Source organism: Mycetohabitans rhizoxinica HKI 454, from assembly GCF_000198775.1.
Classification (GTDB): Bacteria; Pseudomonadota; Gammaproteobacteria; order Burkholderiales; family Burkholderiaceae; genus Mycetohabitans; species Mycetohabitans rhizoxinica.
Genome location: NC_014722.1, coordinates 289,790 through 302,356 on the forward strand (window position 1 = coordinate 289,790; position 12,567 = coordinate 302,356).

10 protein-coding genes are annotated in these 12,567 nt (G+C 64.8%); all 10 read left to right on the forward strand.

Features of this window, described 5'->3' with window-relative positions; all coding sequences use genetic code 11:
• Nucleotides 1-6: 6 nt before the first annotated feature.
• From rsmH to murC, 10 genes are read left to right on the forward strand one after another with little or no spacing between them, the layout of a single operon-like run.
• Complete coding sequence (gene rsmH, locus RBRH_RS01250; protein ID WP_013434067.1) at nucleotides 7-960, forward strand: 16S rRNA (cytosine(1402)-N(4))-methyltransferase RsmH; 954 nt, start codon at nucleotides 7-9, stop codon at nucleotides 958-960.
• Complete coding sequence (gene ftsL / locus RBRH_RS01255; protein WP_013434068.1) at nucleotides 957-1,316, forward strand: cell division protein FtsL; 360 nt, start codon at nucleotides 957-959, stop codon at nucleotides 1,314-1,316. The genes rsmH and ftsL overlap by 4 nt, the downstream gene beginning before the upstream one ends.
• Entirely contained in the window at nucleotides 1,313-3,103 is a 1,791-nt protein-coding gene (locus tag RBRH_RS01260; RefSeq protein WP_013434069.1) for a peptidoglycan D,D-transpeptidase FtsI family protein, read from the forward strand. Before ftsL ends, RBRH_RS01260 begins: the two co-directional genes overlap by 4 nt.
• Nucleotides 3,100-4,632, forward strand: a complete 1,533-nt coding sequence (locus RBRH_RS01265) for a UDP-N-acetylmuramoyl-L-alanyl-D-glutamate--2,6-diaminopimelate ligase (protein ID WP_013434070.1) — start codon at nucleotides 3,100-3,102, stop codon at nucleotides 4,630-4,632. Before RBRH_RS01260 ends, RBRH_RS01265 begins: the two co-directional genes overlap by 4 nt.
• Entirely contained in the window at nucleotides 4,629-6,059 is a 1,431-nt protein-coding gene (locus RBRH_RS01270) for a UDP-N-acetylmuramoyl-tripeptide--D-alanyl-D-alanine ligase (protein WP_013434071.1), read from the forward strand. The genes RBRH_RS01265 and RBRH_RS01270 overlap by 4 nt, the downstream gene beginning before the upstream one ends.
• 11 nt (nucleotides 6,060-6,070) lie before the next feature.
• Nucleotides 6,071-7,240, forward strand: a complete 1,170-nt coding sequence (mraY, locus tag RBRH_RS01275; protein ID WP_041752985.1) for a phospho-N-acetylmuramoyl-pentapeptide-transferase — start codon at nucleotides 6,071-6,073, stop codon at nucleotides 7,238-7,240.
• A 23-nt stretch (nucleotides 7,241-7,263) separates the two neighbouring features.
• Nucleotides 7,264-8,781 (forward strand): UDP-N-acetylmuramoyl-L-alanine--D-glutamate ligase, encoded by a 1,518-nt coding sequence (murD, locus tag RBRH_RS01280; RefSeq protein ID WP_013434073.1) that lies wholly within the window; start codon nucleotides 7,264-7,266, stop codon nucleotides 8,779-8,781.
• Nucleotides 8,778-10,052, forward strand: coding sequence for a putative lipid II flippase FtsW (gene ftsW / locus RBRH_RS01285; RefSeq protein WP_013434074.1), 1,275 nt, complete (start codon nucleotides 8,778-8,780; stop codon nucleotides 10,050-10,052). The genes murD and ftsW overlap by 4 nt, the downstream gene beginning before the upstream one ends.
• Nucleotides 10,049-11,179, forward strand: coding sequence for an undecaprenyldiphospho-muramoylpentapeptide beta-N-acetylglucosaminyltransferase (gene murG / locus RBRH_RS01290; protein ID WP_013434075.1), 1,131 nt, complete (start codon nucleotides 10,049-10,051; stop codon nucleotides 11,177-11,179). Before ftsW ends, murG begins: the two co-directional genes overlap by 4 nt.
• The gene (gene murC, locus RBRH_RS01295; protein ID WP_041752987.1) at nucleotides 11,176-12,567 is read left to right on the forward strand and encodes a UDP-N-acetylmuramate--L-alanine ligase; all 1,392 of its coding nucleotides are present in this window, start codon (nucleotides 11,176-11,178) and stop codon (nucleotides 12,565-12,567) included. The genes murG and murC overlap by 4 nt, the downstream gene beginning before the upstream one ends.

The window sequence follows — 12,567 nt, forward strand, 5'->3', positions numbered from 1 at the left end:
CATCGAATGGCATCCGCGATGGAAAAGCCGGGACAGCATCGCACGGTGCTGCTGGACGAAGCGGTCGATGCGCTGATTACGCGCGCCGATGGAATCTATGTCGATGGCACATTTGGCCGGGGCGGTCATAGTCGCGCGGTGCTCGCGCGGCTTGCGCCTGCCGCCCGATTAATTGCGTTCGACAAAGACCCACAGGCGATCGAGGTGGCGCGCGGGATCGCCGATCCACGGCTGAATGTTGTGCATGGCAGCTTCGCGCAACTGCGCGACGTGCTGGCTGCGCGTGGCGGTGTGCGCGTATCGGGCGTATTGCTGGATCTGGGCGTGTCGTCGCCGCAAATCGACGATCCGGCGCGAGGTTTCAGCTTTCGCCACGATGGCCCACTGGATATGCGCATGGATCCGACGCGCGGCGAGTCCGCCGCACAATGGCTCGCGCATGTGGACGAGCGGGAATTGATAGAGGTGATACGGGATTATGGGGAAGAACGGTTTGCTGTTCAGATTGCAAAGGCGATTGTTGCTCGCCGGGCAGAATCCGGGCGTCTTGGGCCTATCGTGCGCACACGCGAGCTTGCCGAGATCGTGGCTCGCGCCGTCAAGACCCGCGAGAAGGGCCAGGACCCGGCCACTCGCACCTTTCAAGCTATACGGATTCACATCAATCAAGAGCTTGCGGAGTTGCCGGTAGTTCTTGAAACTGCATTGGAGTCGTTGGAGCAGGGAGGCCGGTTGGTGGTCATCAGCTTTCATTCGCTAGAAGACCGCATCGTCAAGCGATTTTTTCAATCGCACGCGCGCGCGCCGGCCGTAGACCGGCGCCTGCCGATTCGCGCGGCGGACTTGCCCAGTCCGCCGTTGCGCATTCTTGGGCGTGTCTTTGCTGGCGAAGCGGAAGTGGCGGCCAACCCGCGTGCCCGTTCCGCCGTGATGCGCATCGCCGAGCGGGTGCTTGCATGAGCCGGCTCAACATTTTCCTGCTCCTCGTTGTGTTGGGCTGCGCGCTGTCGGTCGTCAATGCGACGAACCGGCAGCGCGAGGTGTTCATCGATCTTCAGCGCGCTCAGTCGCAAGAGCATCAGCTACAGTTGGACTATGCGCAGTTGCAATACCAGCAAGGCGCATTGTCGAAGACCTCGCGCATCGAGCGTATGGCCACTGCCGACCTGAAAATGCAGCCGGTGGTGCCGGGGCGTACCCAGTATCTGAGCGTTGACCCGGCGAGCGTGCCGGCCGATACGCCGCCGGCCAGCGACGCGGGGGCCGGCGCATCTGGCTCCGCGTCGCCGGGCACTACGGCGGGAGCGGCCCGATGAAGCGCTCAACTCATCACCGTCGTCATGTACCGTTCTCATCGAGCCCGGTGCTGTCGGTGCACTTGCCGATGTGGCGCTCCAAGCTCATCGTGTTTTTGCTGTTCGTCGCGTTCGTCGCACTGGCGGCGCGTGCATTCTGGATCCAGGGACCGGGCAACGCGTTTTATCAAAAGCAGGGCGAAAGCCGCTACCAGCGCACCATTGAGTTGCCGGCCACGCGCGGCAAGATTCTAGATCGCAACGGGCTGGTGTTGGCCACCAGCTTGCCAGTGCGCGCGATTTGGGCCATTCCCGAATCGGTGCCCAACGATCTGGGTGCCGGCAAGCTGGCGGAGCTCTCGAAGCTGTTATCGATGGGTGAGAAGGCGCTGCGCGCAAAGTTGTCGCAGGACAAGACGTTCGTCTACGTGAAGCGGCAAGTGCCGCTGGATGTCGCGCAGAAAGTGGCCGCACTGGACATCCCCGGCATCTACGCGCGTCCTGAATACAAGCGTTTTTATCCGGAAGGCGAGATCACCGCGCACATGATCGGCTTCACCAACGTCGAGGACGAGGGGCAGGAAGGCATCGAGCTGGCGGACCAGAAGGCGTTGGCCGGCGTGCCGGGCAGCCGCCGCGTGATCAAGGACCGGATCGGGCACATCGTCGAGGATGTCGACGAGTGGGTCAAGCCGCGCGATGGGCAGGACATTGCGTTGTCGCTGGACAGCAAGATCCAGTACATCGCGTACGCTAACCTGAAGGCGGCGGTCGACCGGTTCAAAGCGAAGGCTGGCGCGGCAATCGTCATCGACGTGAAGACGGGCGAGGTGCTCGCGCTGGTCAACTATCCGACGTACAACCCGAATAACCGTTCGCACCTGACCGGCGAGCAGTTGCGCAATCGTGTGCTGACCGACGTGTTTGAGCCTGGCTCGATTATGAAGCCGTTTACCGTATCGCTCGCGCTGGATCTGCACCGCGTGTTGCCCACGACGTTGGTCGATACCGGCGGGGGCCGCTTCACATTGGATGGCGCGACGATCACAGACGACGCCGGCTTTGGCGTGTTGACCGTTGGCGGCGTTATTCAGAAGTCCAGCAACATCGGCGCGACAAAGATTGCGATGCAGTTGCGGCCCGAGGAAATGTGGAATATGTATACGAGCATCGGACTAGGCCAGGCGCCGAAGGTCGGCTTCCCTGGTGCGGCGGCTGGACGGTTGCGCCCTTGGAAGAGCTGGCGTCGCATCGAGCAGGCGACGATGTCGTATGGCTACGGCTTGTCCGCGTCGCTGTTCCAGCTTGGTCGGGCCTATACCGCGATCGCGCATGATGGCCGCATCATTCCGCTCACGCTGATCAGGGGCAACAACGGCGATGAGCCGCAAGGCACGCAGGTGTTCTCGGCCACCACGGCGCGGCAGGTTCGCGCGATGCTGGAATCCGTCACGCAGCCGGGCGGTACATCGCCCGACGCGGCGGTGCCGGGCTACCGCGTCGGCGGCAAGAGCGGCACCGCATATAAGCACGTGGGACGCGGCTACGATCGCGGTAAGTATCGGGCGTCGTTCGTCGGCATGGCGCCGATGCCGAATCCGCGCATCGTGGTGGCAGTGTCGGTCGATGAGCCGACAGCGGGCAGTCACTTCGGCGGACAGGTCTCCGGTCCGGTCTTCTCGGCGATTGCCGGCGACACGCTGCGCTCGCTGAATGTGCCGCCCGACATGCCGGTCAAGCAGCTCGTGGTCAGCGACGACGCTAAGTCCATCATCAATGTGAGCGCGACGCAGAGGACCGTGCGATGAGTCGCTCGCCACTGACGCCCGAACAAATCGAGCGCGTGCGGGCCGAGGTGCTCGCGTGGCTGCGCGCTCGGCTTGCGCCGCATGCGCAATTGCGGGTGGACAGCCGCGCGGTGTGCGCTGGCGACGCGTTCGTCGCGTATGCGGTGGACAGCGCAGACAGTCGTGCGTATATCGCCGATGCGTTGCAGCGTGGCGCGGCAGCCGTGCTGGTCCAGGCCGGCGGTGAGTTCCCGGGCGGCGGACCGGTGCTCCAGGTCCCTGAACTCGATCAGCTTGCGGGCCACATTGCTAGTGCGTGGTATGGCGAGCCGAGTCGCGACATGCTGATGGTCGGCATCACGGGCACCAATGGCAAGACCACCACCAGCCACTGGGTCGCGGGCGCGTTGAGCGGCAGTGGCACCCGTTGCGCGATCATCGGCACGTTGGGCACCGGACTGCCGGGGCAGCTTTCGCCCACCGGGTTCACGACCCCCGACGCGCCGCAGGTGCACCACAGCCTGGCGGCGCTGCGTGCGCACGGCGCAAGCGCGGTATCGATGGAGGTGTCCTCGCACGCACTGCACCAGGGGCGCGTGAATGGCGTCGCGTTCGACATCGCGGTGTTCACTAACCTGACGCAGGACCATCTCGACTATCACAAGGACCTCGCGTCGTACGAGGCCGCCAAAGCGCGGCTGTTCGACTGGCCGGGCTTGCGCGCGGCAGTCATCAATCGCGACGACGAGGCCGGGCGCAGGCTGATCGGGCATCTGGCCACGCGGGTGCGCACGATTTCGTACGGTATCGCGTCGACTAGGCCGCGCGGCGACGCTTCGCTGCATGCGATGGCGATCCGCGCGACCGCCACCGGCACCGCCTTCACGGTGGTATCCGACTGGGGGCACGCCGAGCTCGAAGTGGGCACGCTCGGCCTGTTCAATGTCGCCAATTTGCTCGCCGTCCTCGGCGTGCTACTGGCCGCCGACGTGCCATTCGATGCGGCGCTGTCTCAGATCACGCGGCTGGAACCGGTCAACGGTCGGATGCAGCAGCTCGGCGGGCGGCCGCAAGTGGACGAGCCGCTGGTGGTTGTCGATTACGCGCATACGCCGGACGCATTGGAAAAAACGCTCGACGCACTGCGGCCGATCGCCACGCAGCGGGGCGGCAAGCTCGTCTGTGTGTTCGGCTGTGGGGGCGAGCGCGATGCGACCAAGCGGCCGCTGATGGGGGCGATTGCCGAGCGGCTCGCCGACAGCGTCATCGTGACGAGTGACAACCCGCGTAGCGAGCCGCCGCTGGCAATCATCGGCCAAATCGTCAGTGCGATGCGTGAGCCGGCACGCGTGCGCACCATCGAGGATCGCGCTGGCGCGATCCTGCAGGCGGTGCGTGGTGCGTCGGCCGCCGACGTCGTGCTGATCGCCGGCAAGGGACATGAGGCAACACAGGAAGTGATGGGTAAGAAGCGGCCGTTTTCGGATCAGGATCATGCACACCTCGCGCTCGCATCGCGCGTCACGCAACCTCGCGGAGAAGCTGAATGACGATGTTGACGCTGCGCGAGGCGGCTGCATTGATCGACGGTGCCACGGTTTTGGGCGACGATACGGTCGCTTTCGATCAAGTCTCGACCGACAGTCGCAGTTGCGGGCCGGCAAGCCTGTTCGTCGCGCTCAAGGGCGAGCGTTTCGACGCGCACGATTTCCTGCCGGATCTCGCGCGGCGCGGCGTGGCTGCTGTATTGGTGTCGCGCAGCCCCGGTGACTGGCGTGTGCCGGCGATCCGCGTGGCCGACACGCGGGCCGCGCTTGGCGCGCTCGCGGCTGGCTGGCGTCGCAGGTTTGCGTTGCCGCTGGTCGCGGTGACCGGTAGTAACGGCAAGACCACGGTCAAGGAAATGATCGCGTCGATCTTTGCCGCCGCCGTCGGTCACGCGCAGCGGCTCTCGACGCAGGGCAACTTAAACAACGTCATCGGCATGCCGCTCACGTTGTTGCAGCTCGCGCCACAGCATCGGCTCGCGGTCGTCGAGCTTGGCATGAACCGTCCTGGCGAAACGCAACAGCTAGCCCGGATTGCCGGACCCACCATTGCGCTGGTGAACAATGCCCAGCGCGAGCATCAGGAATTTATGGCGACAGTCGAGGCCGTGGCGCTGGAGCATGCGAGTGTGATCCATGCGCTGCCGCCGGACGGCACGGCGGTGTTTCCCGCCGACGATCCGTATGCTGGCATCTGGCGGGTGGCGGCCACCGACAACCGGATCGTGGACTTCGCGCTGCGCCGGCCCGGGGCCAATAGCGATGCGGCGGTCCAGGGCACGACCACGGACACCGGCGCATTGCGGATCGAGACGCGCGCCGGCGCACTTGAGGTATCGTTGCGCGCGCCCGGCGAGCACAATGCGCGCAATGCGCTCGCCGCCACCGCGGCCGCGCTTGCCGCCGGCGTCGGACTGGACGCGATACGGCGCGGGCTCGAGACCTTCGAGCCGGTCAATGGACGGTTGCAGGCCAAGCTCGCCCAAGCGATGCCATGGGCCGGCGCGACGGTGATCGACGATACCTATAATGCCAATCCGGATTCGATGCGCGCGGCGATCGACGTATTGACCATGCGTCAGGCGCCGCGCGTGTTGGTGATGGGCGACATGGGAGAGGTTGGCGACAACGGCCCCGCGTTTCATCGCGAAGTCGGCGCCTATGCGCGCGAACGCGGGCTCGATGCACTGTACGCGCTCGGTGACGCGAGTCGCGATGCGTGCACCGCGTTCGGCCCGCATGCCCATCATTTCGATTCAGCCGAGGCACTCATTTGCGCGCTGCTCCGCCAGGACGCCGTCGCATCGGAGCGCGCCGCCGGCGCGACGATCTTGGTCAAGGGTTCGCGTTTCATGCGCATGGAGCGCGTGGTCCAGGCTTTGACCCTCCCCACTGCAACCGATGCGCCGGCCCGGACCGGCGCGCATTGAAAGGACCTCGAATGCTATTGGCGCTGGCGCAATGGCTGCAAAGCGATGCAAGCTATTTGCGCGTGATCAACTATCTGACGTTTCGTGCGGTGATGGCGACCATCACCGCGCTGTTGATCGGCCTTATCTGCGGCCCCGCGGTGATTCACAAGCTCACCGCGCTGAAGATGGGGCAGGCCGTGCGCAAGGACGGACCGCAGACGCATTTGATCAAGTCCGGCACGCCGACGATGGGCGGCGTGCTGATCCTGATTGGCATTGCCGTGTCGACGCTGTTGTGGAGCGATCTGACCAATCGCTTCATCTGGATCGTGATGCTGGTCACCTTCGGTTTCGGCGTGATTGGCTGGGTCGACGATTATCGCAAGGTCGTCTACAAGGACCCGCGCGGCATGTCCTCGCGCGAAAAGTACTTCTGGCAATCGGTGATCGGGTTATTCGCCGCCGTGTACCTCGCGTTCTCGGTATCCGAGGCGAATAACGCGCGTGTGTTCGATCTGTTCATGGCGTGGGTGCGCAGCGGGTTCTCAATCGGTTTGCCGGCGCGTGCTGATCTGGCCCTGCCGTTCCTGAAAGCGATCAGCTATCCGCTCGGCGTCTGGGGATTCATTGCGTTGACCTATTTCGTGATCGTCGGCTCGAGTAACGCGGTGAACTTGACCGACGGGCTGGACGGACTGGTGATCATGCCGGTCGTGCTGGTCGGGGCAGCGCTCGGCGTGTTCGCGTATGTGATGGGCAGCGCTGTCTATTCGAAGTACCTGCTGTTTGCGCATATTCCCGGCGCGGGTGAGTTACTGATCTTCTGCTCGGCGATGGGCGGCGCGGGACTCGCGTTCCTTTGGTACAACACGTACCCCGCGCGGGTATTCATGGGGGATGTTGGCGCGCTCGCGCTTGGTGGCGCGCTGGGCACGATCGCGGTGATCGTGCGGCAGGAAATCGTGCTGTTCATCATGGGCGGCGTGTTTGTCGCCGAGACTGTCTCGGTGATGTTGCAAGTCACGTGGTTCCGCTACACGAAGCGCCGCTATGGTGAGGGCCGGCGCATCTTCAAGATGGCACCGTTGCACCACCATTTTGAGTTGTCCGGATGGAAGGAGACCCAGGTGGTAGTGCGCTTCTGGATCATCACGCTGATGCTGTGCCTATTTGGTCTGTCCACGCTGAAATTACGGTAACTGGAAACTGAGGAAACGAAACGATGTTCGGTGAGAAGTTCGGAGAACGGCAACGCCCGACGACGCTCGTGCTGGGGCTCGGCGAATCGGGGCTGGCGATGGCGCGCTGGTGCGCGCGCCACGGTTGTCGTTTGCGCGTGGCCGATACCCGCGCCGCGCCGCCGAACCTGTCGCAATGGGCGGCGCTGGGCATCGACGCGGAATTCGTCGGCGGTGCGTTCAGTCCCGCGCTGCTCGATGGCGGTATCGAGTTAGTGGCCATCAGTCCCGGTTTGTCGCCGCTTGGTGCGGACCTGGCTGCACTGATTGGCGCGGCCCGCGAGCGCGGCATTGACGTGTGGGGCGAGCTAGAGTTCTTTGCGCAGGCGTTGCGCGCACTGGCTACTGACGGTTACCAGCCCAAGGTGCTGGCGGTCACGGGCACGAACGGCAAGACGACGACCACGGCGCTCACCGGGTTACTGTGCGAGCGGGCCGGCAGGAGCGTCGCGGTGGCCGGCAACATCAGTCCGGCCATGCTGGACAAGCTGGCCGAGGCCATCGACGCGGCGAAGCTGCCTGACGTCTGGGTGTTGGAGCTGTCTAGCTTCCAACTCGAGACATCGCACACGTTCGAACCTGATGCAGCTGTCATCCTCAACATCACGCAGGACCATTTGGACTGGCATGGCGGACTGGACGCCTATGCTGCTGCAAAGGGGCGGATCTTCGGGCTGCGTACGCTGCGCGTATTGAACCGCGATGATGCGCGCGTGATGGCATGCGTGCCGGCCGGCGATGCCATTGCGCCGTATTGGACCTTTGGACTCAACGTGCCGCAGAACGATGGCGACTACGGTATCCAACGCGATGGCGGCATCGCATGGCTGCTCCAGGCACATGAGCGCAACGACGCATCCGAACAACGCGCGATGCATCGCCGTCGCAAGAGTGGTGGGCTCGCGCCCGATATCGCGCTTAAGCGGCTCATGCCTGTCGATGCCCTGCGCATTCGCGGCTTGCATAACGCGACCAATGCGATGGCCGCGCTTGCGCTGGCACAGTCGATTGGCCTGCCGCTCGCCGCGTTGCTGCACGGCTTGCGCGAGTACCGCGGCGAGCCGCATCGCGTCGAGTGGATTGGATCGATCGACGGCGTCGACTATATCGATGACAGCAAAGGTACCAACGTCGGCGCGACCGTGGCCGCGCTCGACGGCCTCGCGCAGCGGATCGTATTAATCGCGGGCGGTGACGGCAAGGGCCAGGATTTTGCGCCGCTTGCGGCGCCAGTGGCGCGCTGGTGCCGGGCTGTGATGCTGATCGGCCGCGATGCGCCGGCGCTGCGCGCGGCACTGGCCGATACCGGCGTCGAATTGGCTCTGCATCCGAGCCTGCAGGCGGCGACGCGTGCCGCGGCAGCCGTCGCCCAGCCCGGGGATGCGGTGCTGCTGTCTCCCGCGTGCGCAAGCCTGGACATGTTTTCCGGATATGCGCAGCGCGCGCAGGTGTTCCGCAGCGAGATCGAGGACATCGCTGCCGATAAGGGAGGGGTGCTATGAGCCGGGCGCAGCGGATCGCAGCAAGGCTCGCTGGGTGCCGCTACGCAGTGCCTAGCGACGGAGTCGGCGCCGCCACCCCGGCACGCGGCGTGGGGCTGGCGAGTGCGGTCAGCGGCATTCGCCCGTTGCGCTCACGCATGCGTGACTATGACCACTCGCTGCTCTGGGTGACGATCGCGCTGTTGTCGCTCGGACTCGTGATGGTGTATTCAGCGTCGATCGCGCTGCCCGACTCGCCCAAGTACTCGGCCTATACGCCATACCATTTCCTCGTGCGGCACGTTGTGTCGCTCGTGACCGGTGTGCTCTGCGCGCTGGTGGCGTTTCGTATTCCGGTCAAGACTTGGGACAAGTACGCGCCGCGTTTCTTTCTTGTCGCGTTGCTGTTGCTGGTGATCGTGCTGATACCTCACCTGGGCAAGGGCGTGAACGGCGCGCGCCGGTGGATCCCACTGGGCATCACGAATATGCAGCCGTCGGAAATTATGAAGTTAGCGGTGACGATCTACGCGGCCAACTATACGGTCCGCAAACAGGAGTACATGCACCAGTTCACAAAGGGCTTCCTGCCGATGGCGCTCGCAGTCGGCGTAGTCGGCGCGCTGCTGCTGCTGGAGCCGGACATGGGCGCGTTCATGGTGATCGCGGCGATCGCGATGGGCGTGTTGTTCTTGGGCGGTGTGAGCGGGCGGCTGTTCGGCGGCCTGGCGCTGACCGCCATTGGCACGTTCGCCATGCTGGTCTGGGCCTCGCCGTGGCGTCGCGAGCGCATCTTTGCGTACCTGAATCCGTGGGACGACCGCTATGCGCAAGGCAAGGCGTACCAGCTCACCCATTCGCTGATCGCATTCGGACGCGGCGAGTGGTTCGGAGTCGGCCTGGGCGGCAGCGTCGAGAAGCTCAACTATTTACCTGAGGCGCACACCGACTTCATTCTTGCGGTGATCGGGGAAGAGCTTGGCTTTGTCGGCGTGGTCTTCGTGATTTTGCTGTTTTATTGGATCGTGCGGCGCGCGTTCGAAATCGGCCGCCAGGCGCTCGCATTGGATCGCACGTTCGCCGGATTGGTCGCGAAAGGCATCGGCCTATGGGTCGGCGCGCAGACGTTCATCAACATGGGGGTGAACCTCGGCCTGCTGCCGACCAAGGGGTTGACGCTGCCGCTAGTCAGCTATGGCGGCTCTGGGATCTTGCTCAACTGCGTGGCGCTGTCGCTGCTGATGCGCGTCGATTACGAGAACCGGGTGCTGATGCGCGGAGGCAAGGTATGAGCGCACGCACGCTGCTTGTGATGGCGGGTGGCACCGGCGGCCATGTGTTTCCCGGGCTGGCGGTCGCGCAGCGGATGCAGGCACAGGGCTGGCGGGTCGTATGGCTTGGCAATCCGAACGCAATGGAAGCGACATTGGTGCCCAAGTACGGCATTGCGGTCGAGTTCGTGCGCTTTGGCGGCGTGCGTGGCAAGGGCATTGCCACGAAGCTGCGCTTGCCGCTGAACCTGCTGCGCGCGTGCCTGCAAAGTCGCGCGGTGCTCGGCCGCGTGCAACCCGACGTCGTGCTCGGCATGGGCGGCTACATCACGTTTCCGGCTGGCGTGATGGCCGTGCTTGCGCGCATTCCATTGGTGCTACACGAGCAAAATTCGATTGCGGGCCTGGCCAACAAGCTGTTGTCCAGGCTCGCGCGCCGCGTGCTGGTCGCCTTTCCCGACGCGCTGCCTGGCGCGCACTGGACTGGTAACCCGATCCGCGCGGAACTGGCCGCCGTGGCCCCGCCCGAGGTGCGCTACGCGGCGCGCACTGGCCCGTTGCGCGTGCTGGTGGTCGGCGGCAGCCTCGGCGCCGCGGCGCTCAACAAAACGGTGCCGTGCGCGTTGGCGTTACTCGATCCGGCGCAGCGTCCACACGTGGTGCACCAGGCCGGTGCCAAGCATATCGAAGCGTTGCGTGCGCATTACGCGGACGCGGGACTGGTGCAGGGCGACGGCATCGAGCTGGTTCCGTTTATCGACGACATGGCGCGCGCCTATGCCGAGGCCGACCTCGTGATTTGTCGCTCCGGGGCGATGACGGTCTCGGAAATCGCCGCTGTGGGCGTGGCGGCGCTGTTCGTGCCGTTCCCGTTTGCCGTCGACGACCATCAGACGAGCAACGCGGCATTTCTCGTCGCGCATCACGCGGCGAGCGTCATGCAACAAAATGAATTGTCCGCGAAGAAACTCGCGGACTGGATTGGCGGTCAGACGCGCGCGTCGCTCGCATGCGTTGCGGCCCGCGCGCGCGAACTGGCTAAGCCCGATGCCGCCGAGCGCGTCGCACAAGTGTGCGCGTCGCTCGTCACGCGCGATGTGGCAGACGCATCGCACGCGTCGCGGCACGGTGCGCAAGGAAAGCAATGAAACACATCGTTAAGCATATTCACTTTGTCGGGATCGGCGGTGCCGGGATGAGCGGTATCGCCGAAGTGCTCGTCAACCTGGGCTACCAGGTCAGCGGCTCGGATCTGAGCCGCTCGGTTGTCACCGACCGGTTGAGCGGGCTCGGCGCCCACATCATGTTCGGTCACGACGCGCGGCATATCGACGGCGCGGATGCGGTCGTCATCTCCACGGCGGTGCACGCCGACAACCCCGAGGTGCTTGAGGCACGCCGCAGACATATTCCGATCGTGCCGCGCGCCGTCATGCTCGCGGAGTTGATGCGACTCAAGCAAGGCATCGCGATTGCCGGCACGCACGGCAAGACCACGACGACCAGTCTCGTGGCCAGCGTGCTGGCGGCCGGCGGGCTGGATCCGACCTTTGTGATCGGCGGGCGGCTCATCAGCGCGGGCGCAAACGCACGGCTTGGCACGGGCGATTTCATCGTGGCCGAGGCCGACGAGTCGGATGCATCGTTCCTCAACCTGTTCCCGGTGATCGAAGTCATCACGAACATCGATGCCGACCACATGGATACGTATGGCCATGACTTCGCCCGGCTCAAGCAGGCGTTTATCGAGTTCACGCATCGGTTGCCGTTCTACGGCATCGCGGTGCTGTGCGTGGACGACCCGAACGTGCGCGAGATTCTGCCGTTCGTGTCCAAGCCGATCATCCGCTATGGGTTCGCGCAGGAGGCGGATGTGCGTGCCACCCATGTGTGCGCCAGGGACGGACGGATGCATTTCACCGTCCATCGCGCCGACGCGGCGCCGCTGGACATCGTGCTGAACTTGCCCGGCACGCACAACGTGCAGAACGCGCTTGCGGCCATTGCAATCGCCACTGAGCTGGAGGTGGCCGATGCCGATATCCAGTCGGCGCTCGCTGAATTCAACGGCGTGGGCCGGCGTTTCCAGCGTTATGGCGAAGTGCCGCTCACGCGCGGCGGTGCGTACTTGTTGATCGACGACTATGGCCACCATCCGGTCGAGATGGCCGCGACGATCGCCGCGGCGCGCGGCGCATTTCCGGACCGGCGGTTGGTTCTCGTGTTCCAGCCGCACCGCTACACGCGCACGCGCGATTGTTTCGAGGACTTTGTCAAGGTGCTCTCGACGGTGGACGCGCTGGTGCTGACCGAGGTCTACGCGGCCGGCGAGGCACCGATCGTGGCCGCGGACGGTCGCGCGCTGGCGCGGGCCATCCGCGTGGCTGGCAGGGTTGAACCGGTGTTTGTCGACACCCTCGACGAGATTCCGGACGCGCTGGCGGCGATGGTCGCCGACGGCGACGTCGTGATGACGATGGGGGCGGGCTCGATCGGCGGCGTGCCGGCGCGGCTCACGCAGGAGCAAAGGGCATGA